The following is a 26,880-nucleotide window of genomic DNA, read 5'->3' on the forward strand; positions in this document are numbered from 1 at the left end:
GCACTCTCGCCTCATGAAACTTTTCGCACGGCTCTTGCTTTTGATTTGCCTATGCGGCGCGGTATCTCCCGAAGGAAGCATCGCGCAGGAAAGCGGGCAGCCATCCGGCACCATCGCAGTGGAAGACAGCGCCGAAACCGACGCTGCCATTGCAACGCGCATACGCGAAATCCTTGGGCAACTCGATGGGTTTGAGGATGTGACGGTCACCGTCAGCTCGGGTATCGTGACCCTGCGCGGAACCGCGATAGACGGTATGGCCGTGGCGCGGCTCAATGAGCTGGTCGGACGTGTCGAAGGCGTGGTGACGATTGAGAACAAGGTGCAGGAGACAACGGATGTCGCCCGCCGTCTCGACCCCGCGGTGGAGCGGTTCCGGCTTCGGTTCGAACAATTCGTCAACTATCTGCCGCTTGCCGCGATCGCGCTCGGTGCTTTCGCTGTCGTCGTTCTGGCCGGTTTCGCGCTCGCGCGGCTCGATAGGCCGTGGAGCCGCTTTGCGCCGAACGCGTTCATCGCCGATATCTATCGCCAGCTGATCCGCGTGGCTTTCGTGATCGCCGGGCTCGTGATCGCGCTCGATATCCTGAACGCAACGGCGCTTTTGTCGACCATTCTCGGCGCAGCGGGGATCATCGGGCTGGCCATCGGTTTCGCGGTCCGCGACACCGTGGAGAATTTCATAGCTTCCATCATGCTGTCTATTCGCCAGCCGTTCCGACCCAACGACACGGTGGAGATCGAGGGCGATCAGGGCAAGGTCATTCGGTTGACGAGCCGGGCCACCATCCTGCTCAGCTTCGATGGCAATCATATTAGAATTCCCAACGCGACGGTGTTCAAAAGCCGTATCGTGAACTTCACGCGCAACGATGAACGGCGTTTCGTGATCGATCTCGGTGTGGCTTTCGACAGCGACCTCAACCGCGCGCAGGATCTGGCCTTGCAGACCGTCGCGGCGCTCCCCTTCGTGCTGGAAGATCCGGCGCCGGCGGTCTGGATCGAGAAGATGGGCGACAGTGCGGTCATTCTCAACGTCGCCGGGTGGATCCTGCAGCATAAGACAAGCTACGCGAAAGCGCGCAGCGAAGCGTGGCGATCCTGCCTTACCGCATTCGATCACGCCGGGATCGTCATGCCGGAAACGACGATCCGCATCGTCGGTCTCGATGGCGGCTCCGAAAGTTCTGCAGAGGATGCCACGCCCAGCCCGGACAAACGGCCGCGATCGAATGCCGAGGCAATCGCCGTGGCAACACAATCGCTGGGAGATGTAGCTGCGGAAATGGACCGGGAACTGAACCGTATCGTCGCCAGCGAACGCGCCGAGAAACAGGACAACGACCTTCTGCACAAGAATGCGCCGGAAGAATGAGATTTTCGATTTTCGGGTCTTGATCCCGTTAATTTCCGCGAGTAGACACCGCCGCACGGTTGGGGTGTAGCCAAGTGGTAAGGCAACGGTTTTTGGTACCGCGTACCGCAGGTTCGAATCCTGCCACCCCAGCCAGTTCCTCCTGACATCGGGCGTTCGATATGGTGCAGGTGCGCGGACTCAGCCGATTGGCGGATCGGTCGGCAACTCACCTGTCGTCAGCACGGGCGAGGCATCGATGCTGATCGCATCAAGCATGCTCGCCACTCGTTCAAGCGAGGCGACAAGCTGCGCCTGCTCCCAATCGGCCAGATCGGCAAATGCGCGCGCGTAGCGTTGCTGCAGCGGATCGGGTGCTTGGCTCAGGGTTGTGCCGCCAAGTTCCGTCATCACCACATTGATCTGTCGCCGGTCGCTTTGGGACGAGACGCGCTGCACCAGCTTCCGGGCCACCAGCTTGTCGACCAAGGCGGTCACCGTCGCCTGGCTCACCCGCATCTGCGCGGCAAGCGCCTTCGGCGTGACCGAGCCCCGTTCCTCAACGATCTGCAGCACGCGGAGCTGCGCGGGTGTCATGCCTGCAGCTTGAGCGAGATCGCGCGCATAGATTTCCGTCGCGCGCAGGATGCGGCGCAGCGCGATCAGGCTGTCATCGGTGCGATCATGGGGCTTTGACGTCATGGGAGGATCATCGCACAAAATCTATAAAAACTTCAATCTTCTAAGCACTTGTGAATGTTCCGGTCGGGTGATCTCAACCGCATCGGCTTATCCTTCGGAGATCGAAAGATGCGCGATCCTCATGTGACACAAAATCTGGTTCAATTTCTATATTTCGGCATTTTTTAGCTAGATGTTGAGTTTTCCGCTGCAGCACACTATTTAGTCAATCGAACTACAAGAGAGGTCTTTGCACATGCCCGATGGAACCACCCCTGCCCGAACGCCCAAACCACAGCTCCGCAAGCCGGTCGCGGAAGATGGAGCGGCCATCTGGGAGTTGATTCGCAGCTGCGCGCCGCTGGACGAAAATTCGATGTACGCGAACCTGATCCAGGCCGATCATTTCCGCGATACATGCGTCGTGGCCGAAGCAGGTGGCGAGATCGTGGGTTGGATTTCGGGGCACATGATCCCGAACGAAGACGCATTTTTCGTCTGGCAGGTGGCGGTCAGCCCGAAAGCACGCGGTCTCGGGCTCGGCAAGACGATGCTTTTCGAGCTTTTGAACCGCGAGGAGGTTCAGGACGCCGAAGCGCTGAAGACCACGATCACCAAGGACAATGATGCATCCTGGGGGCTTTTCCGAAGCCTCGCCCGCGACATCGGCGGCGATCTGACGGATACGCCGTATTTCAAAGAAGAAACCCATTTCGATGGGGCGCATGATACCGAGCACATGGTGACGATCACGCTGCCTGCGCAGGGCATCACGCTCAAGCGCGCCGCTTAAGACCTCGTTCACATCACGATGATAGACACACCCTTAGCCGAGGGGGAAAGGAAACTCATGCCCAAGGACATGACTGCCGAAACCACGATCTACGAACGCCGCGAAAGCAACGCGCGGTCCTATTGCCGCAATATGAGCGCGACCTTCACACGCGCTTCCGGTGCGGAGATGTTCGATGCCGATGGCAACCGCTACATCGATTTTCTGGCTGGATGCTCGTCGCTCAATTACGGCCATAATGACCCTGATATGAAGGCCGCGCTGATGGAGCATATCGCTGGTGACGGCATTGCACATGCGCTCGACCTGCACACTGACGCCAAGGCCGCATTTCTCCATGCGTTCGAGGAAAATATCCTCGCGCCGCGCGATATGGACTACAAGGTGATGATGACGGGCCCGACCGGAACCAATGCTGTCGAAGCGGCGGTGAAGCTCGCGCGGAAGGTGACAGGGCGGCGCAATGTGATCTCCTTTACCAACGGTTTCCACGGCATGACGATGGGCGCGCTGGCGCTGACCGGCAATGCCGGAAAGCGCGGCGGTGCCGGAACCGGATCGCTGACGGACGTGACGCATATGCCGTTCGAAGGCGCGATGGGCGAGAGTGTCGATACGCTGGAACTCATCGATGCCATGTTGTCGAACCCGTCTTCGGGCATCGACGCGCCGGCGGCGTTTATTTTCGAGCCGATCCAGGGGGAGGGCGGTCTGAACGCGGCCTCCGATGAGTGGATGCGCGGCATCGAGAAGATCGCGCGCAAGCATGGCGCCTTGCTTATCATTGACGATATCCAGGCGGGCTGCGGCCGGGCTGGAACGTATTTTTCCTTCGAGGCAGCGGGCATCCAGCCGGACATGATCACGCAGGCCAAATCGCTTTCCGGCTTCGGGCTTCCCTTCGCGGCGCTTCTGATCAAGCCGGAACACGATATTTGGGGCCCGGCGGAGCACAACGGAACATTCCGGGGCAACACGCATGCATTCGTCACCGCACGTGTCGCGCTTGAAAAGTTCTGGTCCGATGACGCGTTCGAAAAGGCCGTGGCCCATAAATCAGTGGTCCTCACAACGGCGCTGAGCGATGTCGCCGATCTGATCGACGGAGCCACGCTCAAGGGGCGCGGCATGATGCAGGGGGTCGATGTCGGCTCTGGTGAGCTTGCGAGCGCGATCTGCGCACGCGCCTACCAGCTGGGCCTCGTGATCGAGACATCCGGTGCGCATGACGAGGTCGTCAAGTTCCTCGCCCCGCTCACCATTTCGCAGGAGGTCATGCGCGAGGGGTTCGATATCCTCATGCAGGCGACACGCGATGTGACCGGAGAGATGAAACTGGCGGCGGAGTAACCGGACATGATCGTACGAGATTTCAACGAGTTGAAGAAAACCGATCGCCACATCGCCGATGCGAAATGGACATCGACGCGCATGCTGCTCGCCGACGACGGGATGGGGTTCTCGTTCCACATCACCGTGCTCGAGGCCGGTTCGGAACATACGTTCCACTACAAGCACCATTTCGAGAGCGTCTATTGCATGCAGGGCAAGGGCTCGATCACCGATCTTGCCACGGGCAAGACGCATGAGATCAAGCCGGGTGTGATGTATGCGCTGGACCAGCATGACAAGCATGTCCTGCGCGCGGAAGAAGAACTTCACATGGCGTGCTGCTTCAATCCGCCGGTGACGGGCAAGGAAGTGCACCGCGAGGATGGCTCCTACGCGCCGGCCGAGGAATTGGAGGCTTAACCCATGTCACGTTCATCCTATACGGTCGAGAAGATTGGCGGAACGTCCATGTCTCGCGTCCGCGAATTGAAGGACACGCTCTTTATCGCCGGGCGCGCGGGGGCCGATCTTTACGGGCGCGTGTTCGTCGTATCGGCGTTCGGCGGCATCACCAACCTGCTTCTGGAACACAAGAAATCCGGGGAGCCGGGCGTTTACGGGCATTTTTCGAGCGCACAATCCGATCACGGTTGGCATGACGCGTTGAACCGCGTGTCCGATGAGATGCAGGCGTTGAACCACAGCGTTCTCGATCATCCAGGAGATATCGAACAGGCCGATGCTTTCGTTTCGGAGCGCATCCTTGGTGCCCGCAACTGCCTGATCGACCTGCAGCGCATTTGTTCCTACGGTCATTTCCGCCTTGCGGAGCATCTGCTGCAAATCCGTGAAATCCTGTCGGGATTGGGCGAGGCGCACTCCGCCTTCGTCACAACGCTGCTGCTGCAGCGGGCCGATGTGAACGCGCGGTTCGTCGATCTGTCGGGTTGGCGCGACGAGGGGGATGCAACGCTTGAGGAACGCATCGCGGGCGCGATGGACAGGATCGATCCCTCCACCGAAATGCCGATCGTTACCGGCTATGCGCAATGCGCCGAAGGGCTGATGAAGCGGTTTGATCGCGGCTATTCGGAGGTCACGTTCTCCAAGATTGCGGCCATGCTCGGCGCGCGGGAGGCGATCATCCACAAGGAATTTCACCTCTCTTCGTCGGACCCGAACCTTGTCGGGGCGGAGAATGTGCGCAAGCTGGGACGGACGAATTATGACGTCGCGGATCAGTTGTCCAACATGGGGATGGAGGCGATCCACCCGCTTGCCGCCAAGACGCTGCGGCAGGCCGATGTGCCGTTGCGCGTGACCAACGCGTTCGAGCCGAACGATCCCGGCACGTTGATCGACGACCGCGCCGCAGAAACGCCAGCGGTGGAGATCATTGCCGGGCTCGATATCCTCACGCTTGAGGTGTTCGAACAGGACATGGTCGGGGTGAAGGGCTATGACGCGACCATCCTCGATGTGCTCAAGCGTCACAACGTGCGCATCGTGTCGAAAGTGTCGAACGCCAACACGGTCACGCATTATCTCGACACCTCGCTCAAGACGATGCGGCGGCTCGAGAAGGATATCGCCAAGGAATATCCGGCCGCGGAGATCACGATGCGCACAGCGTCGATGGTGTCTGTGATCGGACGCGACCTCGCTGGTCTGTCGGTTCTGCAACGCGGATTGGTCGCGATTGCCGAGGCCGGCCATTCCGCCATCGGCGCGTCGCAGGGGCCGCGCAATGTCGATGTGCAGTTCATCGTCGATCGAGCTCAGAAGGATTCGATCATCAAGACGTTGCACGGCGCGTTCATCGAAGAGGCCAAGCCGGAGCTTTCGCGCGCGGCATAAGGCGCCGGCAATGACATGAAAACGGCCCGGTCCATTGCGAGGACCGGGCCGTTTTGTTTCAGACGTTTTCGGGAAAGAAACAGGCGGCGGTGTGGTTGCCTTCGCCGAGCAAAGGCAACTCTTCGCGGCACTTGTCCTGCGCCTTCCAGCAGCGCGGCGCGAAGGGGCATCCATCGGGGATTGCCAGCGGTGATGGCAACTCGCCCTTGAGCTTGATGCGTTTCTTATCCGCCACCGGGTCGGCTTGCGGCGTCGCGGACAGCAACGCGACGGTATACGGATGGCGCGGGGCAGCGAACAGCGCTTCCTTCGGGCCTTTTTCGACGGCACGGCCCAGATACATGACGATCACGTCATCGGCGACATGGCGCACCACGCTGAGATCGTGGCTAATGAAGAGATAGGCCAATTGCAGCCGTTCCTGCAATTCCAGCAACAGATTGAGGATCGCGCTCTGGATCGACAGATCGAGTGCGGAAACCGGCTCATCGAGCACCAGAACCTTGGGATCGAGCATCAGCGCGCGCGCAATGGCGATCCGTTGGCGCTGGCCGCCGGAGAACATATGCGGATAGCGATCGAAATGCTCGGGGCGCAGCCCTACGAGGTTCAGCATCTCGCGCGCTTTCGCCTCGCGGTCGGCTTTGGGCAGATCGGTGTTGATGACAAGCGGCTCCATCAGGATCGTGCCGACGCGCTGGCGCGGGTTGAGCGAGCCGTAGGGATCCTGAAAGACGATCTGCACGGATTGCCGCAGATCGGCCCAATCCTCGCGCCGCACCGGTTTGCCGTCGAGCGTCAGCGTGCCGTCCGTCGGCTCCTCGATCATGGCGACCATGCGGGCGAGAGTGGATTTGCCGCACCCGGATTCGCCGACGACCGCCAGCGTCTTGCCCGGCGTGACGTCGAAATCGACGCCGCCCACCGCCTTGAGGATACGCGGCTTGCGGAAGAGCCCGCCGCCGACTTCGTAATGCCGCTGCAAGGCTTTGGCGTGCATGACCGGCGTTGTCATGAGGCGACCCTTTCATCGGTATTGAGCGGATAGAAGCAGCGCGCATAGCCTAGATCGGCGCCCAGGGGAGGCGGCGGGGTGGATTTGCACTTCGCATCCGCGTATTTGCACCGCGGCGAGAAAAGGCAGCCTTGCGGGCGGTCGAACTGGCCGGGCACGACGCCTGGAATGGTCGGCAGCATCCGGTCGGTCGCGCGTTCGGGCAGCGCGTCGAGCAGGGCAGCGGTATAGGGATGATGCGGCTGCGAAAAAAGCTCGCGCACGGGCTGTTCCTCGACCTTTTGGCCGGCATATTGCACGCTCACCCGTTCAGCCGTTTCCGCGACGACGCCCATGTCATGGGTGATGAGCACAAGGCCCATCCCTGTTTCATCGCGCAGGGAGGCCAGCAGATCGAGGATCTGCGCCTGAATGGTCACGTCGAGCGCGGTTGTCGGCTCGTCCGCGATCAGCAGCTTCGGTTTGCAGGCGATCGCCATCGCGATCATCACGCGCTGGTTCATGCCGCCGGACAGCTGGTGCGGGAAGGCGGACAGACGCTTTTCGGGATCGGGGATGCCCACCTGCTCGAAAAGCTCCACCGCGCGGGTGTGTCGGTCGCGGCGGCTGAGACCAAGATGAAAGCGCAAGGCTTCCTTGATCTGCCAGCCCACGGTGAAGCAGGGATTGAGCGAGGACATCGGTTCCTGAAAGATCATCGCCAGATCGTTGCCGACAATCCGGCGCCGCGCCTTGCGGTCGATATTGAGCATATCCTGCCCGTCGAACGTGATCTCGTCGGCGGTGATCGTCGCGGTCCAGGGCAGGAGGCCCATGACGGCGAGCATGGAAACCGATTTGCCCGACCCGCTTTCACCGACAATGGCGAGGATCTCGGCGGTATCGACATCTTGATCGACGGAATCGACGGCGCGGAAGGAGCCCGAGGCGGTCGCGAAATCGACGCTGAGATTGCGGATGCGCAGAAGTGACATGGCCTAGCTCCGCTTCAGTTTCGGATCGAGCGCGTCGCGCAACCCGTCGCCCATCAGGTTGATCGCCAGCACCGTCACGAGGATCGCAAGGCCGGGGAAGGTCACAACCCACCAGGCGCGCAGGATGAACTCGCGCGCTTCGGCCAGCATGGTGCCCCATTCCGGCGTGGGGGGCTGCGCGCCCATGCCAAGGAACCCGAGCGCGGCGGCATCGAGGATGGCAGTCGAAAAGGACAAAGCCGCCTGCACGATGATCGGCGCAAGACAGTTTGGCAGGACGGTGACGAACATCAGCCGGAAATACCCCGCCCCGGCCACACGCGCGGAGGTGACGTAATCTTTCTGCTTTTCGGACAGGACGCTGGCGCGGGTGAGCCGGACGTAATGCGGCTGCAGCACGATGGCGATGGCGATCATCGCGTTGGTGAGCGACGGCCCGAGCACGGCAACCAGCACCAGCGCCAGCAGCAGCGAAGGGAAGGCGAGGATGATATCCATGATCCGCATGATGATCGTGTCGAGCCATTTCGGCGCAAACCCCGCGATCAGGCCGATCAGGATGCCGCCGGTTGCCGCCACGGTGACGACGACGATGCCGACGAAGAAGGAAAACCGCGCGCCGACGATCAGGCGAGACAGCATATCGCGGCCCAGTGGATCGGTGCCGAGGATGAAATCCCAGTTGCCCCCGTCCTGCCAGGCCGGCGGGATCAGAGTGTAGTCGCGAAACTGCTCGGTCGCGCTATGCGGTGCGATCCACGGGCCGAAAAAGGCCAGGAAGGTGAACACGGCAAAGATGCACAGCCCCACGACAGCGCCGCGGTTTTCGCGGAAATAGAACCAGAACTCCCGGAGCCGCCCCGGACGTTCGTTGACCATCTTCGCTTCGGCGGAAAGAGCGTCGTCCATGTCAGCGCTTCCTGATCTTGGGGTTGATGATACCGTAGAGCATGTCGACGGTCAGGTTCACCACCATCACCATCACGGCGATCAGCAGCAGACCGCCCTGAACCACCGGGTAATCGCGGCGGAAGATGCTGTCGACCATCCATTTGCCGATGCCGGGCCAGCTGAAGATCGTCTCGGTCAGGATCGCGCCCGCAAGAAGCGTGCCGACGCTGAGGCCGATCACCGTGATGACCGGGATCATCGCGTTGCGCAGTGCGTGGATGCCGTTGATCCGTGCCGGTGACATCCCCTTTGCGCGGGCGGTGCGGATGTAATCCTCGCCCAGCACTTCCAGCATGGCGGACCGTGTTTGCCGCGCGATGACGGCAAGAGGGATCGTTCCTAGCACGATCGCCGGCAGCAGAAGGTGCAGCAAGGCAGAGGAGAACGCGCCTTGTTGGCCTGACATGAGGCTGTCGATCAACATGAAGCCGGTCGCGTCCGGAAAGTAATACATAAGGCTGATGCGCCCGGAAACCGGCGTCCAGCCGAGGTTGCCCGAGAAGACGATGATGAGCAAAAGCGCCCACCAGAAGATCGGCATCGAATAGCCGACCAGCGCCGTGGACATGAGCGCGCGGTCGAAAAACTTGCCACGGTTGACCGCCGCGATCACGCCTGCAGGCAGACCGAGAACGACGGCAAAGATCATCGCGCAGATCGACAATTCCAGCGTCGCGGGGAAAAGCGCGAAGAACTCATCGAACACGGGGCGTTTCGTCACGAATGAAGTGCCCAGATCGCCCTGAAGAACGCCCGTGAAATAGTCCCAAAACTGCACATAGATTGGCTGGTCGAAACCGTATTGCTTCGACAATTCGGCATAGCGTTCATCTGACAGCCCGCGTTCGCCGGCCATGACGACGATCGGATCGCCCGGCAGCGCGCGGATGAAGCTGAAGGAAATCAGGGTGACGCCAAGGAAAGTGGGGATGAAAGTCAGCAAGCGGCTGAGAACGTAATTCAGCATGACAGCACCGTCAGTTCCTTGGTAAAGGTGGTCAGCGTCCGGTAGCCGTCTTCGGTGACAAGCACATCGTCCTCGATCCGGACGCCGAATTTGCCGATCTCGTATAATCCCGGCTCGTTGGTGTAAACCGTGCCGGCGGGTAACGTCATGTGATTGCCGCGCATGATGTAAGGGGCTTCATGCACCTCGCGGCCCAGACCGTGACCCGTCTTGGTGCGGATGCGGTCCCTGAAGGGCGATGCTTCAAGAACCGAGGTTGCGGCATCGTCGATCTTGTGCGCGGTCACGCCGGCGCGGGTGGCATCGAGCCCGGCGAGGTTGGCGCGCAGCACGGTGTCATAGACCGCGCGCGCTTCGTCGGAGGCGTGGACAAGGAACACCGTGCGCGTGATATCGGAACAGAACCCGTCCTTGCGCACGCCGAAATCGATCAGCAGCGCGTCGCCCGACTGCACCTTGTAATCAGCGCGCGCCTTGGCGTGGGGCCTGGCGGAATTGTCGCCCGCGGCGACAATGGGTGCGAAGGCGAGATCGTCCGCGCCCTCGGCGAAAACGCTCTGGATGAGAACCTGCTCGATATCCTTCTCGGTCTGGCCGAGTTTCACGCTGTCGAAGGTGCGCGCAAGCGCGCGCTCGGAAATGTCGATTGCGGCCTGCATCGCGGCGATGTCGGCGTCCGTCTTGATCATGCGTAGCGCAGAGATCTCGCGCTCGGCGTCGATGATCGTCAGGTCGGGCTGCGCGGCCTTGAGCGCGTGATGCACGAAAACGCGCATGATCTGACCTTCAACCCCCAGTGACTTGATTGAAAGATGCCGCATCATCGCGTCGAACGCGGCGGCGTAGCCGTCCTGATCGCGCCAGTCGAAGACTGCGCCGTCAAAGCCGATGAGATCCCAGCTTCCCAGTTCGAGGTTCGGAACCAGCGCCGCGGCAGCCCCCTGCGCCGGGATCACCAGAACGAAGGGGCGTTCATGGCTCATGAAGTTGTGCTGCACGGTCCGGGTGAAGTTCGGACCCGGCACGAGCGCCACAGCATCGACATTCAGATCGGACGCGACACTGGCATAGGCGGCAAGACGGTCGGCAAGCGTATCGGACAAAGGAAATTCCTGTCGGAAATGAGAAGGAGGCGGGCGATAGAATCGCGCCGCCTCCCCCCGGTAGCATGAGTGCTTACTTCAGGCCAACCTGATTGAAGATGTGCCCGCCGAGCGGGTGAACGACGTAATTGTCCACTTCGGGGCGCATCGTCATATACACGACCGAATGCGCGATGGTGGCCCAGGGTGCCTGATCCTTGAAGACTTCCTGCGCTTGCTTGTAAAGTTCGGCGCGCTCTTCCTGGCTCGACAAGGTCTTGGCCTTATTGACCAATTCGTCGAACTCCTCGTTGCACCACATGGCGCGGTTCGAACCGCCAACGGCGTCACAGCTGAGCAGGACAGCAAGGAAGTTGTCCGGATCGCCATTGTCGCCGGTCCAGCCAAGAAGGACAGCGCCATCGCGGTCCTCGGCCTTGGAACGCTCCAGATACTCGCCCCACTCGTAAGAGACGATTTCAACATCGACCCCGATCTCGGCCATATCGGCCTGGATCAATTCGGCCATGCGACGCGCATTCGGGTTGTAGGGGCGCTGCACCGGCATCGCCCAGATCTTCATCGACAGATCGGAAACGCCCGCTTCTTCCAGCATCTGCTTGGCCTTCTCGGGGTCGTAATTGTCGTCCTCGATGGCTTCGTTATAGGACCACATGGTCGGCGGGATCGGGTTCTTGGCGATCTGGCCGGAGCCCTGGAACACAACGTCGATGATCGCCTGCTTGTCGATGGCGTGGTTGAGCGCCTTGCGGACCTTCGGATCGTCGAACGGCTCGACCTTGGTGTTATAGGCCAGATAGCCGACATTCAGGCCTTCCTGCTCCATGACCACGATATCTTCGGCGTCTTTCATCGCCTGGATATCGGCCGGGTTCGGATAAGCCATGACATGACACTCGCCAGCCTGAACCTTCTGGTAGCGCACGCTCGCGTCCGGCGTGATCGCGAATATCAGGTTCTGAACGCGGGCCTTGTCGCCATAGTAATCGTCGTTGCGGACATAGCGGATGACGGCGTCTTTCTGGTAGTCCTGGAACTTGAAGGGGCCGGTGCCGATGGGTTTCTGGTTGAGCATCTCGGGCGTGCCGGCTTCGAGCATGGCGTCCGCATATTCCTTGGATAGGATGGACGCGAAATCCATCGCCATGTTGGCGATGAACGGTGCTTCGGGGCGGGTCAGGTTGAACCGGACCGTGTAGTCATCGACCTTCTCGATGCTCTCGATCAGCTCGGGCATGGACATGCCGCCGTAATATTCCCACGTGCCGCCGGAATAGGAGTTATACGGGTTGTCCGGGTTGCCCTGACGGTCGAAGCTGAAGATCACGTCATCGGCGTTCATGTCGCGCGTCGGCGTGAACAGATCGTTGGAATGAAACTGCACCCCTTCGCGCAGCTTGAAGGTAACGGTCTTGCCGTCCTCGCTGATCTCCCAGCTTTCGGCCAGGCCCGGCTCGACCTCGGTTGTGCCGACCTTGAATTCGGCGAGGTGATCGTAGATCGGGTGGCTGGACGCATCGAAGGTCGTACCGGAGGTGTAGAGCGCGGGGTCGAACCCTTCGGGCGAGCCTTCGGAGCAATAGACCAGAGACTGCGCCGAGGCGGACATGCCCATCGCGGCCAAAAGGACGCTACCGGCGAGAGTGTGTTTGAAAGACATTCTTCATTCTCCGTAGTTGATCGGTTTCTTATTGGCCGTAACCGGACCTTATCTTTCGGGAATCGTCAAGGGCCGGCGACAGGCGACGCGAGGGGAACCATGTGTTTGCGCCGGCGCGCGGGCCGGACTACCAATGCCCTGACCGCAGAGATCGAGAGAGGCTGCAGCATGAATTTTCTGTCCGACGAGTATCAGGATATCCGCGACGGCGTTGCCGCCGTCTGCGCCCAGTTTCCGGCCGAATATCACCGCGAGATTGACGAGAAACGCGGCTATCCCGAAGCCTTCGTCGATGCACTGACCCGCGAAGGTTGGCTGGCCGCGCTGATCCCTGAGGAATATGGCGGCTCGGGGCTTGGCCTCGTCGAAGCCAGCGTGATCATGGAAGAGATCAACCGCAACGGGGGCAATTCCGGCGCCTGTCACGGCCAGATGTATAACATGAACACCCTCGTGCGCCACGGCAGCGAGGAACAACGCCAGCGCATCCTGCCCAAGCTGGCCAGCGGCGAGTTGCGACTGCAGTCGATGGGCGTGACCGAACCCACCACCGGCACCGATACGACCAAGATCAAGACGACCGCCGTGAAGAAGGGCGACAGATACGTCATCAACGGCCAGAAGGTCTGGATCAGCCGAGTGCAACATTCCGATCTGATGATCCTTCTGGCGCGCACGACGCCGCTTGCGGAAGTGAAGAAGAAATCGGAAGGGCTTTCGATCTTTCTCGTCGATATCAAGGAGGCGACGAAAAACGGGATGCAGGTCAAGCCGATCCCGAACATGGTCAATCACGAGACCAACGAGCTTTTCTTCGACAATCTCGAGATCCCGGAGGAAAACCTGATCGGCGAGGAAGGCAAGGGGTTCAAGTATATCCTGACCGGGCTGAACGCGGAACGCGCGCTGATCGCGGCTGAGTGCATTGGCGATGGTTATTGGTTCACCGACAAGGTCACCGCCTATGTCAACGAACGCAACGTTTTCGGTCGCCCCATCGGGCAAAACCAGGGCGTGCAGTTCCCCATCGCCGAGGCGTTCATTGAAATCGAAGCCGCGAACCTGATGCGCTACAAGGCCTGCGCGCTATACGATGCAGGGCAGCCCTGCGGGGCCGAGGCGAACATGGCCAAGTATCTGGCCGCCAAGGCAAGTTGGGAAGCGGCAAATGCGTGCATCCAGTTCCACGGCGGCTTCGGTTTCGCCAATGAATACGATGTCGAGCGCAAGTTCCGCGAAACGCGGCTCTATCAGGTCGCGCCGATCTCGACCAACCTGATCCTGTCCTATGTGGCCGAGCATATCCTCGGGATGCCGAGGTCGTTCTGATGCTGCCGCTGCAAGGACTGGAAGTCGTCGCCATCGAACAGGCGGTCGCGGCTCCCTTCGCGTCCTCGCGCCTTGCTGATGCGGGCGCGCATGTGGTCAAGATCGAACGTCCCGAAGGCGATTTTGCGCGCGGCTATGACGATGTCGCGGCCGGGCAGTCGAGCTATTTCGTTTGGCTCAACCGCGGCAAGGAAAGCGTGACGCTCGATCTGGCCTCAGAGGCGGGCAAGGCGGCGCTGGGTGACTTGCTGGGCAAGGCCGATGTGCTGATCCAGAACCTCAAGCCGGGCGCGCTCGCGCGGCTGGGGTTCGGGCTGGATAGGTTGCGAAAGGATCATCCAAGGCTCATCACCTGTTCGATCTCCGGCTATGGCGAAGATGGTCCGATGGCGGACCGCAAGGCCTATGATCTGCTGATCCAGGCTGAAAGCGGGCTTTGCTCGATCACTGGCGGGCCGTCGGAGCCAGCGCGGGTCGGTGTTTCGGTCGTCGATATCGCCACCGGCGCGACGGCCCATGCGGCCATTCTGGAGGCGCTGATCCGGCGCGGGATCACGGGGCAGGGGGCGCAAATCTCGGTGTCCATGTTCGACGTGATGGCCGATTGGCTGACCGTGCCGCTCTTGAATCATGAAGGCGGCAAGACTCCGCAGCGAGTCGGGCTCGCCCATCCGTCGATTGCACCTTACGGGGTTTTCCACCCCAAGGGCGGCGCGCCGATCCTTATCTCGATCCAGAGCGACCGCGAATGGGTCAAGCTGTGTGCCGATTTCATCGGCGACGCGGCGCTGGGCCATGATCCGCGGTTTGCCACCAATGTGGCGCGTGTGGCGAACAGGGCCGAAACGGATGCCATCGTGGCGGCCGCCTTTGCGAAATACGACGCGGCAGAGGCCATAGACCTGTTGGAAAACGCCAAGATCGCGCTCGCATCGGTCAATGACATGGCGGGCCTGTCGGAGCACGCGCATCTTCGGCGGATCACGGTGGACAGCCCGAACGGGCCGGTGTCGTTCCCGGCGCCCGGTGCCCGGTTCGTCGGAGAGGCGCGCGAATACGGCGCGGTCCCGGCCCTTAACGCGGCGGAGGAATGAGCATGGATATCGACCATCTGCGCAGCTGGATCGGGCGCGAGCAGAGCGACGCCGAGGTTCTGACGCCGATGCTCGTGCGTCAGTTCAACGCCACCTTTGACCGGAAGGGAAGCACCGAGGAAGGCGATATCGCTCCGCTGCTTATTCATTTCTGCCTGACCCAGCCGGTCAGCCCCGAATCCGAACTCGGCCCCGACGGCCATCCGGCACGGGGCGGGTTCCTTCCGCCGGTGCCACTTCCACGTCGCATGTGGGCGGGCGGTGCGTTCGCGTTTCACGGCGATATCCGCATCGGCGAAAGGGTCGAGCGGCGCTCGACCATCAGGGACGTGGTGCTGAAACAGGGGCGCAGCGGGCCGCTTTGTTTCGTCACCGTCGAACACGAAATCACCAGCGGCGGCAAACCCGCCCTGACCGAGCGGCAGGATATCGTCTACCGCGATGCGCCGGCCGGCGAGCAGACGATGCCCGAAGGCGAGGCTGCGCCGCAGGGGCGCCATACGCGCCGGATCACGCCGACCGCAACGCTGCTCTTCCGCTACTCGGCGATGACGTTCAACGGCCATCGCATCCACTATGACATCCCCTATGCCACCGAAATCGAGGGTTATCCCGGCCTCATCGTTCACGGCCCGATGCAGGCAACGCTGCTTTGTCAGACCGCCGCGGATCTGCGCGGCACGCGACCCGAGCGTTTTAGCTTCCGCAGCCTGTCGCCGATCTTCGACACTGCCGATTTCACCGTGAACGCCGACGACAAGGCCGGAGCGATGCGTCTGTGGATCGCGCGTGTTGGAGGCCCGCTCGCAATGGAGGCCTTGGCCGAATGGTGACGCGCCCTGCGCATCCGATCTTCAACCGTTTCGTTCAGGCCAGCCCGAGAGCCTGATTCTCTCCGTATGTTCGCCCAATTTGGGAGCCGTGCGATCAAGCGCCAACTCCGCGTCGCTGAACATCACCGGGGTGCGCACACCAGCCACGCCTTCAGGCGCGATCTCCATCTGACGGTGCCGAATTTGCGGATCGGCGAACACCTCGGCAACCGTGTTGATCGGCGAGGCGGGCACGTGAACGCGCTCCAACGCGGCCAGCAAGTCCAACTTGCTGTGGCGCACGGTCGCTTGCCTCAAAATGGGGATAAGTTCATCGCGGTGACGAACCCGTCCGGCATTGCTGCGAAAGCGCGGATCTTCCGCGATTTCCAGAACTTCGCACAGCCTTTGAAACTGCCGGTCATTGCCGGCGGCGATGATGATGTCTCCATCGGCCACGGGAAACACCTCGTAGGGCACGATATTGGGATGCTGATTGCCCATGCGTTTTGGCGCGGTGCCGGTGGCCAGAAAATTCATCGCCTGATTGACGAGCGTGGCCGTACCGGCATCGAAGAGGCTCATGTCGATATGCTGCCCGCGCCCGGTCTTTTCGCGCTGGCCGAGCGCCGCCTGGATCGCGATCACGGAATATAGCCCGGTATAGACATCCATGACGGCAACGCCGACCTTCTGCGGCTCCCCGTCGGGCGGCCCGGTGATCGACATGAGGCCGGACATGCCCTGGATCAGGTAGTCATAGCCCGCGCGTTCCGAGTAGGGTCCGCTCTGCCCAAAACCGGTGATGGAGCAATAGACAAGCGCCGGGTTCCGCGCTGCAAGGGAAGTGTAGTCGAGGCCGAACTTCGCCAGACCGCCTTTCTTGAAATTCTCGACAACGACATCCGCATCCTTCGCCAGATGCCGAATGAAAGCCTGGTCGTCGGGCTCTGCCAGATCGGCGATTACCGAATATTTACCGCGATTGCACGAATAGAAATAAGCCGCCGACGGGCTTTCTTCTTCCTCGCGCGCGATGAAGGGCGGGCCCCATGTGCGCGTATCGTCGCCCGACGGGCTTTCGACCTTTATCACCGTCGCCCCGAGATCGGCCAACGTCTGACCGACCAAAGGGCCGGCCAGGATACGCGCCAGTTCGAGGACCCTGAGCCCTTCGAGCGGTGCCGGCATCAGAAGAACGCCTGCAGCCCTGTTTGCGCACGACCCAGGATGAGCGCATGCACATCATGCGTGCCCTCATAGGTGTTCACCGTTTCAAGGTTCTGCGCGTGACGCATAACGTGATATTCGGCCATTATGCCGTTGCCGCCATGCATGTCGCGGGCCTGCCGCGCGATATCGAGCGCCTTGCCGCAATTGTTGCGCTTGATGAGGCTGATCGCTTCGGGCGCCGCGGTGCCGGCGTCCAGCATCCGACCGACTTGCAACGCCGCGTGCAGGCCAAGCGTGATCTCGGTCTGCATATCGGCCAATTTCTTCTGGAAAAGTTGCGTTTGGGCGAGCGGACGGCCGAATTGCGTACGGTCGAGCCCGTATTGCCGCGCGCGGTGCCATGCATCCTCCGCCGCGCCCATCACGCCCCAGGCAATGCCGTATCGCGCCCGATTGAGGCAGCCGAAAGGCCCCTTCAGCCCCTCCACCTCGGGCAACATCGCATCCTCGCCGACTTCGACATTATCCATCACGATCTCTCCGGTGATCGACGCGCGAAGCGATAGCTTGCCTTCGATCTTGGGAGCCGACAGCCCCTTCATCCCTTTTTCGAGGATGAAGCCGCGAATTTTCCCGTCATGCGCATCGGACTTGGCCCAAACGATGAAAACATCGGCGATCGGGCTGTTCGAGATCCACATCTTCGCCCCGTTGAGTACATAGCCCGCATCAGTCCTTCGGGCGGTTGTCTTCATCCCGGCAGGATCGGAGCCTGCATCGGGTTCGGTCAGTCCGAAACATCCGATCAAGGTGCCGGCAGCGAGGCCCGGAAGGTATTTCTGTTTTTGCGCATCGCTGCCATAGGCATGAATGGGATACATGACGAGAGAGCTTTGAACGCTCATCATCGAGCGATACCCGCTATCCACCCGCTCGACCTCGCGCGCGACCAGCCCGTAGCTGACATATCCGGCACCAAGCCCGCCGAATTCTTCGGGAATGGTGACGCCGAGAAGGCCCATTTCGCCCATCTCTGCAAAGATTTCGGGCGCAACGCCTTCACTCAGATACATTTCCGACACGCGCGGCATGAGCTTGTCGGCGGCATAGGCGGCGGCACTCTCCGCGATCATGCGCTCGTCTTCCTCCAGCCGGCTGCGAAGACCGAGGGGATCTTCCCAATCGAACTTGGCGAGCGAGGGCCCGCGTCCGGCTTGCGATGCGTCGAGCATGAGAAATCTCCTCCTTTTTCATCCGCTCTGGGCAGCGGACACGCTGCGCTCTATTTAGCGTGTTGCGCGCGAAACCGGAACACCCCGTTTTCGGGCGTTGGAAGAGGCAGAAGGCAAAACGGGGGCCATATGATCGCTCCCGTTTACATGTCGTGTCTTCTTTGGCTTCTCAGGCGCCTTTCGGTCCGGCGATGAACCAGATGATGAAACCGACCACCGGGAGGATGAGGATCAGCAACGTCCAGAGCACCTTTGCCCCGGTCGATGCCGCGCTCGACCAGATTTTGACCAGCGCATAGATGTCGAGCACGAGGACGATCAGTCCGAGAATAAATTCCATTGTCGCGTTCCTTTTTCCAATCTGGAAAGCCAACGCGAGCCGATAAGGCCGGGTTCCGAATGGTCAAATCGTGCTTTGAACAGGGTTTTTTAACACATCGCGCCTATAGCCTTCTGAATATTGTGTGTAACGGAACGAATTCGAATGATGACCTTGCTTCTGTTTTGCGGTGTCCTGTTCATGTGCGGCGCGGGATGTGTGTGCGGGGCTGCCATGGCCCCGCTGCCGGTCGGGCTACAAGATGAACGCATCCTCCGATATTCCGACGATTTGCATCAGGAAGCCGTCCGCCACGCCGTCCACGATCTCGGTGAATGCGGTGTCCGTCTGCGATACCGCGTCCTCCAAGCCGGCTTGGGATCCGTCGAAGGTCTGCATCACCGCGCGTGCCATATCCAGGTCCGACATGCCGCGCGTGACGGCAAAATGCCCCCCTAGCACGACCTTGTCGGCGAGATAGGCGGCATCGGCCGCGCTTCCCGTCGCGGCCTTCGCGCCTGCCAGGATGGCCTGAATGAAATTCGGTGCCGCTATCGTGCCCTCTTCGAGCTGACCCAGCCAGTAGGACATTCCCTGCGCGTCGGGCTCCCGCCCCAGGACATTGCGATAAACGGAGGTGACAAAACTATCGATGTCGTCAAGAGAGCCGTAAAGAGACCGTGTTTCCGGCTGATCGAAAAACGCTTCGGCAATACGTTCGAGGCTCATTCCATCTGCCAGCCGATCACCCCAGTAGTTGAGGCCGATCGCGTCCGGCGCGCGGTTGAAATAGGCGATGTAAAGCTCGGTCAACGCCATCATGTCCGCCGTGCCGAGCGCGGCCATGCCGTCGAACAGGCCAATGGGCATTCCCTCCGGGCCGAAGGGCGCGCTTTCGGTTTCGAAATCGAGGAATTCGACGTTCCGCATCGTTGCCGTCTCAGCCGCACCGCGTTGAGTGACGGTGAGTGTGTCACCGGACAACAGCAGCGTGTAATCCGATTGCGCCCCTCGCAGAACGACCGCGTCCGCGCCCGCCCCGCCGTCGATCTCATCGCGACCGCCCCCGGAAAAGATCTTGTCATCACCCCCACCGGCTTCGATTCTGTCATCGCCATTCGTGCCGCGCAGCGTTTCGCTCGCGTCGCTGCCGGTGACGGCGTTGAGCGATGCCGGAGCGTGCGCGCTGTCGACGAAGGGGCCAACGATCGGATCGGGAGGCGCGGCGGTCTGATGCTCTGCCAACCAATCGACGATCCGATCGAAATTCTCCGCGACGCTCGGATGGATTGTGTCCGCCAAATCCATGCCGGCAGGCGGCGCCTTCCCGTAAAGCGTCGCGTAGTGGATGAGCGATGCAAGGAAATAAAGGGTCGGCGTGCCTTGCCCGCTGTCATCGGCGAAAAGATCCGCCGGATCGAGACCCGAAAGTTCGAGTGCGGGATCATCCAGCATGGCAGCGATTTCGGGACCGGCGGCGATCAGCCGTATATTCAGATCGGGCCGCGCCGCCTGCAGCGCGTCGGTCAGGGATACCCACCAATCGTTCCACTCGCCAAGCATGTAGTCACGCCATGCGGCGTATTCCGCATCGGTCGGCGGAAAGGAGGAGGTGGACCCATCGAGCTCCGGCCAGGTCTGGTAAATGTTGATGGCCGCGCCGGGCGCGCGCGCCTCGGCCCAGTCGATGGTCTTGAGGGCGGAGGCGATGGGCGTTGTGCTCGGGTCGATCCAGTAGGGACGATCCGGCGTTTGGTCCTGCACAAAATTGACCGCCGAAATCGTGATCTGGTTGAACCCTGCTTCATCGAAGCGCTGCCCTGCATCACGATCCCAGGCTTCCTGCACCGTATCGACAAGAACATGAGGATTCGCGGGAAGATCGTCATGCTTGGTCAGCATTCCGGTCTGAATGGCGGCGGCATAGCTGCTCCCGGCGCTCTCGGCCATGACATTCGTCCAATGTGCGACCGAAAGTTCGGGATCGCCGATGGCCCAGGCGAAAAGGCTGTTTCCGAACACGTATTCTCTGACATCATCCATCGGCGCGGTCGGGTTCGGCTCCGGTTGCGGGTTTGGCGCGGGATCAGGAACTGGCTCGGGGATCGGATCGGGCGACGGCTCCGGCGGGGTGTCGGGTTCGGGATCGGGGTCGATGTCCGGCGGAGGGCTATTGTCCGAACCGCTTCCCCAGGTGCCGTCCTTCATATGGTCCGGCGCGGGATGCGATTGCATCAAATCCTCGATCGCGTCATGCCGTGCGGTATCGTCGAGCAGGTGGCGCAGCGAGCCCCAGCTGCCCCATTTGTTGGGATCGGAGACATCGACAAATGCGTTGAAAAGCGTGCCACCAGCCGCTTCCCATCCGGCGAGCAACTCGCTGTAGAGCTGCCCCATGCCGCCCGAATAGTTCAGATAGGTGAAGAATTCGGTCAGAAGATCGTTATTGGCCCAATTGCCGATGCCCACCACATGCGTGCCGCCCTCGTACATCACGAGGTCGAGCCCGTGCGCATCGGCGACGGATTTGTGATAGGCGAAAAGATCGAACAGCCCGGCCAGCGAATCCTCGCCATCGCCGGTGACGGATCCATCGCGCAATTCGCGCACGGCCAGTTCCTCGGCAAGATCGAAGCGGTGTTCGGCAACGTACCGATCCGCATCGGGTCCGCGGAGCCCGCGCGACGATGCCTCCTGCCGCGCCTGCGCCTCGCTTTGGGCAATCCAGTCGAGAACGGTGGGCGCCTTGGCATCGGTGCCGAGGCTATTGCCGAAATATCCCGTGATCGCATAGGTGTCGAAGGACAGGAAGGGCGCAGCGTTCGCCGCGCTTTGCGCTTGCCAAGCCGGCGCTTCGAGGATCGCTTCTTCCAGACCCGGCCAGTATGTGTGGGTCGAGATGACCTTGACCAGCCGATCGGGATCGTTGGCGTAAACCTGATCGAGAACGCGTGCCATTTCCGCCGAGCGCGCGCCGTATTCCTGAACCCAACCATCGCCAAGCGCCTGACCGAAGCGCGCCTCAGCCGATTGCGCGGCATCCTGCGCCTGATCGAACATCCAGTTCCAGACCTCGTTCGACAGCTCGATATGCGCGCGCAGATCGGGGTCGAGGTGATCGCGCACATAGGCCGCGAATTCCCGGATATAGGTCGCATCGGCATCCCAGGGGATGTTGAACCAAGGCTCCGTTCCGGTGAGATTGGCAAGCTCGACCATCACTTCGACCGGCACGCCGGTATGGTAACTGTAATCGCCGGGCGCGGGGCGGTCTTCCCAATGCCGCAGGGTGGAATCGTTGGTTTCCTGCCAATCCATGAATCGCAGGGAATGTGCGTCCTTGATGACGTCGAGCCAGAGGGGATTGAAAAGCTGCCCGGACTCGTAGGCTCCGATATGTTCCTCTTTCACGACCTCGATATTGCGCAGATAGTCACCGCGCCCCGCCGGATCGGTCGACCGTATCGACACGGTCACCATGTTCTCGCCATTGGGCTCGTAGTCGAACCAGATTTCCCCGTCACGCTCCGAGATGACATCGGCACCGGAAACGGATATATCCCCCGCGCCGTCATAGCTCAGCCGATAGACACCTGCCGTGTAGCTTGCTTCGGTCGGCATCTCGGTGAGAAGGAAACTGTCGATCCGTTCAACGCCGGGCGGCAGTTCGGTGATCCAGCCGTTTTCATCCAGAACGCCCATCGCCTCGAGATCGTCGGCCCGGTAGGCGCCCCATTGCCCTTCGGTATGGGCGTGCCACGGGCGCGCCGATTTGAAGACGTTGAGAAAGGGTTGTTGAACGCTCCAGTCCACAACGCCGCGCAGTCCGAACGCCATCGCGGCTGCAGAGGTTTGCGTGCCGAACACATCGGTCAAGGGTTCCATGTCCCACTCCAATTTCGTTAGCCTCATCGGTCTTGTTCGAGGCTGAAATCGGATCGTGTTTTCAAAGCGGCATGTTTGCGGAGAATTTGGCTTCAGGACGGACGTTCCGCAGGGCGATCACGGCCACAAGACCGCCGTAAAAATAATTAAAACCAGTTACTTATGAGGATTTCTCCAATAAGGCTGTTTTGTGGCGAACCGCCTGACCTCGCGGCATGCAATATCGAAAATTTGGCTAAAATAGCGTAGCGTCGCCGCATCAGTTCGATGCGTCCGAAACATAAGATATTTAGATATTTTGAACTAAACTAATGCTACCATGGCGACGCGGCCTAATCGCCGCAATCGCCCGGCGATCAGGTCTTGCGCAGTTTGATCACGACATTGACGCTCGCGATTTCCGCACCCTTTGGCGGGTTGGGAATCCGCGCGATCTCGAGCTGTTCGGCCGGTGCGTCGGTCAGTCTGCCGTCGTCTTCCCAAAAGAAGTGCGGATGGTCATGTGTGTTGGTGTCGAAATAGCTGCGCGCGCCATCAACGGTGACCTCCTGCATGAGTCCGGCATCGCAAAAGGCCCGCAGCGTGTTGTAGACGGTCGCGAGCGAAACCTGTTCCCCGGTATCCTTGACGGCGGCAAAGAGGCTTTCCGCAGTCACATGGCGGTTCTTGCCGTCCCCGACCAGAAGCGAGGCGAGCGCCACGCGCTGACGGGTGGGGCGAATCCCGCCCTCGGCCAACCATTGCGTTCCGCGTTCCGTTTCTGTCGAGGCCATGCCATTCTCGTTTGCCGTGTCTTGCCTTTATATAAGGTGCGGCGCAGGGGGTTTTCAAACGAAAATCCCGTATTTCCATGTGTCGCTGGCGTTTCCGGCGCGGGCTTGCATGGGCGACGGGGGCGGTGGTAGACGAAGCGAACCGCATATATTCCAGTCAGGAGCCGCTTGCCCATGTCCGATTATCCGCGCAGTTTCGATCGCGACGACCTGTTGAAATGCGCGCGTGGAGAGCTGTTCGGCCCCGGCAATGCCCAGTTGCCCGAACCGCCGATGCTGATGATGGACCGGATCACCGACATTTCGGAAGATGGCGGCGCGCATGGCAAGGGCCATGTGGTTGCCGAGTTCGACATCAAACCGGATCTGTGGTTCTTCGAATGTCACTTTCCGGGCAATCCGATCATGCCGGGGTGCCTTGGCCTTGACGGGCTGTGGCAGCTTACCGGTTTCAATCTCGGCTGGCGCGGTTGGCAGGGGCGCGGATACGCTCTGGGTGCGGGTGAGGTGAAGCTGACGGGTATGGTGCGCCCCAATCGCAAGATGCTGACCTATCACGTCGATTTCACCAAGGCCGTGCAGACGCGTCGCCTCACGATGGGCGTGGCCGATGGCCGTGTCGAGGCGGATGGCGAAACGATTTATCTCGTCAAGGACATGAAAGTCGCGCTGTCCGAAAGCTGAGGCCGGCATATCGCGCGGCCTCTTGCCCCTCCCCCCGCTCCTGCCCTACACACGGCTGAAACATTTGTAAGGAGCCGTGATGCGCCGAGTTGTCGTTACCGGAATGGGGATCGTGTCCTCCATCGGAAATTCGGTGGAGGAGGTCGCGGAGAGCCTTAAGGCCGGCCGGTCCGGGATCACCGCCAATGCCGAGATGGCCGAGCACGGGTTCCGGTCGCAGGTTGCCGGGGCCATTGATCTCGATCCGGCGGAACATGTCGACAAGCGCACGCTGCGCTTCATGGGGCCGGGCGCGGCCTATGCCTATATCGCGATGCGTCAGGCCATCACCGATGCCGGTCTGACCGAGGCGGAAGTGGTGGATCCCATGACGGGGCTGATCGCCGGTTCCGGCGGGCCATCGACCAGCGCCATGCTGACGGCGCATCAGACGGTTCTGAAAACCGGCGGCACGAAACGTATCGGGCCTTTCGCGGTGCCCAAGACCATGTCTTCGACGGTCAGCGCCAATCTCGCGACGGCCTACCAGATCAAGGGGCTGAATTTCTCGATCACCTCCGCCTGTTCCACGTCGCTGCATTGCATCGGAATGGCCGCGCAGCAGATCGCGCTCGGCACACAGGACGTGATGTTCGCCGGCGGCGGCGAGGAGCTGGACTGGACGCTGTCCTGCCTGTTCGACGCGATGGGCGCGATGTCGTCCAAGTTCAACGACACGCCGGCGAAGGCCAGCCGTGCCTTCGACAAGGATCGCGATGGTTTCGTCATTTCGGGCGGCGGCGCGATGGTGGTGCTCGAGCCGCTCGACCGTGCGCTCGCACGCGGCGCGACGATCTATGCGGAGGTGACGGGCTTTGCCGCGACTTCGGACGGTGCCGATATGGTCGCACCATCGGGCGAAGGCGGCGAGCGCGCCATGCGCGGCGCGCTGAAAACTTTGCCCGAGGATCGGAAGGTCAGTTATATCAACGCGCATGGCACATCGACCCCGGTGGGCGATGTGGGCGAGATCGAGGCGGTGCGCCGCGTCTTCGGAGACGGTAGCACGCCGCCTGTCAGCTCGACCAAGTCAATGACCGGGCACAGCCAGGGCGCGACCGGCGCGCAGGAAGCGATCTATTGCCTTCTGGCGCTGCGCGACGATTTCCTCATCCCCTCGATAAATGTCGAAACGCTCGACCCCGCGCTCAAGCCCGAAGAGATCGTGACCGAGCGTGTCGATAACGCGGCTCTCGATACGGTGATGACCAACTCCTTCGGGTTCGGCGGCACGAACGGATCGATGCTGCTGTCGAAGTATCGGGGGTGAGCATGGGCAACCAGTTGCAGGGCAAGCGCGGCCTGATCATGGGCGTGGCGAATGAACGCTCCATCGCATGGGGTATTGCCAAGGCAATGCACGAGGCCGGGGCGGAACTCGCCTTCACATATCAGGGCGAAGCCTTCGGCAAGCGGCTCGAACCGCTCGCGCAATCCGTGGGTTCGGATTTCATGGTCGATGTCGATGTCACCGATGATGCCTCGCTGGATGCCGCGTTCGAAAAGCTGGCGGCGCGTTGGCCGAGCATCGATTTCGTCGTTCACGCGATCGCCTATTCCGACAAGTCGGAACTGCAGGGGCGCATCCTCAACACCAGCCGCGAGAACTTCAAGACGTCGCTCGATATTTCTGCCTACAGTTTCATCGACGTGGCGCGCCGCGCGCATCCGATGATGGTGGAGCATGGCGGCACGCTTCTGACGCTGACCTACATGGGCTCCACCCGCGTGACGCCGAATTACAATGTGATGGGCGTGGCCAAGGCGGCGCTCGAATCCTCGGTCCGGTATCTTGCCAACGATCTCGGCCCCGAGGGGATCCGCGTCAACGCGATCAGCCCCGGCCCGATGAAAACACTCGCCGGCGCCGCGATCGGGGGGGCGCGCAAGACCTACAAGCACACGGACCAGAACGCGCCCCTTCGTTCCAACGCGACGCTGGACGCGGTAGGTGGAACGGCCGTCTATCTCGCTTCGGATGCAGGGGCCTGCACCACAGGGGAGATCGTGCGTGTGGATGGCGGCTTCCACGTTCTGGGAATGCCGCAATACGATCACCTCTGAGCCTTCGCCGCGCGCTCCGGCGTGCCGTCCCGGAACCGCAAGGTGTTTGCCGGGTTGGCTTGGCAAAGGAGAGTTTTCGTGACCCACAAGCTGACACTGCAAAGCATCGAGCCGGTAACGCACGACACCCATCACCTCGTGTTCAACAAGCCCGAAGGTTTTGAATACACACCCGGTCAGGCGACCGATCTGTCGCTCGACCGCGATGGGTGGCGCGACAAGAAACGGCCCTTCACCTTCGTGAACCTGCCATCCGATTCCACGCTGGAATTCGTCATCAAGTCCTATCCGGACCATGACGGCGTGACCGAACAGATCGGCCAGATGAAGATGACCGATCAGGTGTTGATCGAAGAGCCGTGGGGCGCGATCGAGGACAAGGGGCCGGGCGTGTTCATCGCCGGTGGCGCAGGGATCACGCCGTTCATCGCGATCCTCAAGCGCCGTCTGCAAACCCACGGAACGCTTGAGGATTGTCATCTGGTATTTTCAAACAAGACAGAACAGGACATCATTCTGCGCGATGCGTTCACCTCCATGCCGGGGCTCAACTGCCACTTCGTTGTCACCGACGAGCCGGACAGCGAGCTTTATCGGGAGCGGATCGATGCGGAATACCTGAAGGACATTCTCGCGCAAAGCGATGGTCCGGTTTACATCTGCGGTCCCAAGCCGATGATCTCCGACATGAGCGACGCCGCACAGCAACTCGGCGTGTCCGAGGACAGGATCGTGGTCGAGGATCTCGACTGACCGGCCGCATCGCTATCGGATTTATTCTATAGCCAA

Annotated in this window: 24 protein-coding genes and 1 tRNA gene; 13 read left to right on the forward strand and 12 right to left on the reverse strand. The window is 61.1% G+C overall.

Features of this window, described 5'->3' with window-relative positions:
* Positions 1 to 13 precede the first annotated feature (13 nt).
* Both M3465_RS07650 and M3465_RS07655 read left to right on the forward strand, forming a co-directional pair.
* Positions 14 to 1,375 carry a mechanosensitive ion channel family protein gene (locus tag M3465_RS07650; protein WP_249501151.1) on the forward strand — a complete coding sequence of 454 codons (1,362 nt, stop codon included), beginning with the start codon at positions 14 to 16 and terminating at the stop codon, positions 1,373 to 1,375.
* 60 nt (positions 1,376 to 1,435) lie between these two features.
* Positions 1,436 to 1,510 (forward strand) — tRNA-Gln (locus M3465_RS07655).
* A 45-nt stretch (positions 1,511 to 1,555) separates the two neighbouring features.
* Here M3465_RS07655 and M3465_RS07660 read toward each other — a convergent pair.
* The gene (locus M3465_RS07660; RefSeq protein ID WP_249501152.1) at positions 1,556 to 2,056 is read right to left on the reverse strand and encodes a MarR family winged helix-turn-helix transcriptional regulator; all 501 of its coding nucleotides are present in this window, start codon (positions 2,054 to 2,056) and stop codon (positions 1,556 to 1,558) included.
* Between the two features lie 235 nt (positions 2,057 to 2,291).
* Between M3465_RS07660 and ectA the strand changes: the two genes are divergently transcribed.
* Genes ectA through M3465_RS07680 form a run of 4 tightly spaced genes read left to right on the forward strand, consistent with a single transcriptional unit; the run spans position 2,292 to position 6,017 of the window.
* Positions 2,292 to 2,828 (forward strand): diaminobutyrate acetyltransferase, encoded by a 537-nt coding sequence (gene ectA / locus M3465_RS07665; protein WP_249501153.1) that lies wholly within the window; start codon positions 2,292 to 2,294, stop codon positions 2,826 to 2,828.
* 57 nt (positions 2,829 to 2,885) lie between these two features.
* Positions 2,886 to 4,178 carry a diaminobutyrate--2-oxoglutarate transaminase gene (ectB, locus tag M3465_RS07670; RefSeq protein WP_249501154.1) on the forward strand — a complete coding sequence of 431 codons (1,293 nt, stop codon included), beginning with the start codon at positions 2,886 to 2,888 and terminating at the stop codon, positions 4,176 to 4,178.
* Between the two features lie 6 nt (positions 4,179 to 4,184).
* The gene (locus M3465_RS07675; RefSeq protein ID WP_249501155.1) at positions 4,185 to 4,580 is read left to right on the forward strand and encodes an ectoine synthase; all 396 of its coding nucleotides are present in this window, start codon (positions 4,185 to 4,187) and stop codon (positions 4,578 to 4,580) included.
* 3 nt (positions 4,581 to 4,583) lie between these two features.
* Positions 4,584 to 6,017 carry an aspartate kinase gene (locus M3465_RS07680; protein WP_249501156.1) on the forward strand — a complete coding sequence of 478 codons (1,434 nt, stop codon included), beginning with the start codon at positions 4,584 to 4,586 and terminating at the stop codon, positions 6,015 to 6,017.
* Between the two features lie 58 nt (positions 6,018 to 6,075).
* On the opposite strand, the gene M3465_RS07685 is transcribed toward M3465_RS07680, so the two are convergent.
* The 6 genes from M3465_RS07685 to M3465_RS07710 form a co-directional block, all read right to left on the reverse strand.
* Positions 6,076 to 7,032, reverse strand: a complete 957-nt coding sequence (locus tag M3465_RS07685) for an ABC transporter ATP-binding protein (RefSeq protein ID WP_249501157.1) — start codon at positions 7,030 to 7,032, stop codon at positions 6,076 to 6,078.
* Positions 7,029 to 8,006 (reverse strand): ABC transporter ATP-binding protein, encoded by a 978-nt coding sequence (locus tag M3465_RS07690; protein ID WP_249501158.1) that lies wholly within the window; start codon positions 8,004 to 8,006, stop codon positions 7,029 to 7,031. The genes M3465_RS07685 and M3465_RS07690 overlap by 4 nt, the downstream gene beginning before the upstream one ends.
* A gap of 3 nt (positions 8,007 to 8,009) precedes the next feature.
* Positions 8,010 to 8,915, reverse strand: coding sequence for an ABC transporter permease subunit (locus M3465_RS07695; protein ID WP_249501159.1), 906 nt, complete (start codon positions 8,913 to 8,915; stop codon positions 8,010 to 8,012).
* 1 nt (position 8,916) lies between these two features.
* A complete protein-coding gene (locus M3465_RS07700; protein ID WP_249501160.1) occupies positions 8,917 to 9,924 on the reverse strand; it encodes an ABC transporter permease subunit in 1,008 nt (335 codons plus the stop codon).
* Positions 9,918 to 11,027 carry a M24 family metallopeptidase gene (locus M3465_RS07705; protein ID WP_249501161.1) on the reverse strand — a complete coding sequence of 370 codons (1,110 nt, stop codon included), beginning with the start codon at positions 11,025 to 11,027 and terminating at the stop codon, positions 9,918 to 9,920. The genes M3465_RS07700 and M3465_RS07705 overlap by 7 nt, the downstream gene beginning before the upstream one ends.
* A 73-nt stretch (positions 11,028 to 11,100) precedes the next feature.
* Positions 11,101 to 12,687, reverse strand: coding sequence for an ABC transporter substrate-binding protein (locus M3465_RS07710; RefSeq protein WP_249501162.1), 1,587 nt, complete (start codon positions 12,685 to 12,687; stop codon positions 11,101 to 11,103).
* 168 nt (positions 12,688 to 12,855) lie between these two features.
* Between M3465_RS07710 and M3465_RS07715 the strand changes: the two genes are divergently transcribed.
* The 3 genes from M3465_RS07715 to M3465_RS07725 are packed head-to-tail and all read left to right on the forward strand — an operon-like array spanning position 12,856 to position 15,943.
* Positions 12,856 to 14,016 (forward strand): acyl-CoA dehydrogenase family protein, encoded by a 1,161-nt coding sequence (locus M3465_RS07715; RefSeq protein ID WP_249501163.1) that lies wholly within the window; start codon positions 12,856 to 12,858, stop codon positions 14,014 to 14,016.
* Positions 14,016 to 15,110 (forward strand): CaiB/BaiF CoA transferase family protein, encoded by a 1,095-nt coding sequence (locus M3465_RS07720; RefSeq protein ID WP_249501164.1) that lies wholly within the window; start codon positions 14,016 to 14,018, stop codon positions 15,108 to 15,110. The genes M3465_RS07715 and M3465_RS07720 overlap by 1 nt, the downstream gene beginning before the upstream one ends.
* A 2-nt stretch (positions 15,111 to 15,112) precedes the next feature.
* On the forward strand, positions 15,113 to 15,943 hold the full coding sequence (locus tag M3465_RS07725) for an HTD2 family dehydratase (protein ID WP_249501165.1): 831 nt from the start codon (positions 15,113 to 15,115) through the stop codon (positions 15,941 to 15,943).
* Between the two features lie 21 nt (positions 15,944 to 15,964).
* On the opposite strand, the gene M3465_RS07730 is transcribed toward M3465_RS07725, so the two are convergent.
* The 5 genes from M3465_RS07730 to irrA form a co-directional block, all read right to left on the reverse strand.
* Entirely contained in the window at positions 15,965 to 17,113 is a 1,149-nt protein-coding gene (locus M3465_RS07730) for a CaiB/BaiF CoA transferase family protein (protein ID WP_249501166.1), read from the reverse strand.
* A complete protein-coding gene (locus M3465_RS07735; RefSeq protein ID WP_249501167.1) occupies positions 17,113 to 18,327 on the reverse strand; it encodes an acyl-CoA dehydrogenase in 1,215 nt (404 codons plus the stop codon). The genes M3465_RS07730 and M3465_RS07735 overlap by 1 nt, the downstream gene beginning before the upstream one ends.
* A 169-nt stretch (positions 18,328 to 18,496) precedes the next feature.
* Complete coding sequence (locus tag M3465_RS07740) at positions 18,497 to 18,667, reverse strand: PLDc N-terminal domain-containing protein (protein ID WP_249501168.1); 171 nt, start codon at positions 18,665 to 18,667, stop codon at positions 18,497 to 18,499.
* Positions 18,668 to 18,901: 234 nt separating this feature from the next.
* Positions 18,902 to 22,531, reverse strand: a complete 3,630-nt coding sequence (locus M3465_RS07745) for a DUF4214 domain-containing protein (RefSeq protein WP_249501169.1) — start codon at positions 22,529 to 22,531, stop codon at positions 18,902 to 18,904.
* A gap of 356 nt (positions 22,532 to 22,887) precedes the next feature.
* Entirely contained in the window at positions 22,888 to 23,304 is a 417-nt protein-coding gene (irrA, locus tag M3465_RS07750) for an iron response transcriptional regulator IrrA (RefSeq protein WP_249501170.1), read from the reverse strand.
* A 174-nt stretch (positions 23,305 to 23,478) separates the two neighbouring features.
* Between irrA and fabA the strand changes: the two genes are divergently transcribed.
* From fabA to M3465_RS07770, 4 genes are all read left to right on the forward strand, one after another.
* Positions 23,479 to 23,988, forward strand: coding sequence for a bifunctional 3-hydroxydecanoyl-ACP dehydratase/trans-2-decenoyl-ACP isomerase (gene fabA, locus M3465_RS07755; RefSeq protein WP_249501171.1), 510 nt, complete (start codon positions 23,479 to 23,481; stop codon positions 23,986 to 23,988).
* A gap of 79 nt (positions 23,989 to 24,067) precedes the next feature.
* Positions 24,068 to 25,297 carry a beta-ketoacyl synthase N-terminal-like domain-containing protein gene (locus M3465_RS07760; RefSeq protein WP_249501172.1) on the forward strand — a complete coding sequence of 410 codons (1,230 nt, stop codon included), beginning with the start codon at positions 24,068 to 24,070 and terminating at the stop codon, positions 25,295 to 25,297.
* Between the two features lie 2 nt (positions 25,298 to 25,299).
* Entirely contained in the window at positions 25,300 to 26,091 is a 792-nt protein-coding gene (locus M3465_RS07765; RefSeq protein ID WP_249501173.1) for an enoyl-ACP reductase FabI, read from the forward strand.
* Between the two features lie 78 nt (positions 26,092 to 26,169).
* The gene (locus M3465_RS07770) at positions 26,170 to 26,844 is read left to right on the forward strand and encodes an FAD-binding oxidoreductase (RefSeq protein ID WP_249501174.1); all 675 of its coding nucleotides are present in this window, start codon (positions 26,170 to 26,172) and stop codon (positions 26,842 to 26,844) included.
* The last annotated feature ends 36 nt before the right edge of the window (positions 26,845 to 26,880 follow it).

Origin of the sequence: Marivita sp. GX14005, from assembly GCF_023370775.1 — a bacterium.
In the GTDB taxonomy this organism is placed as follows: Bacteria; Pseudomonadota; Alphaproteobacteria; order Rhodobacterales; family Rhodobacteraceae; genus Marivita.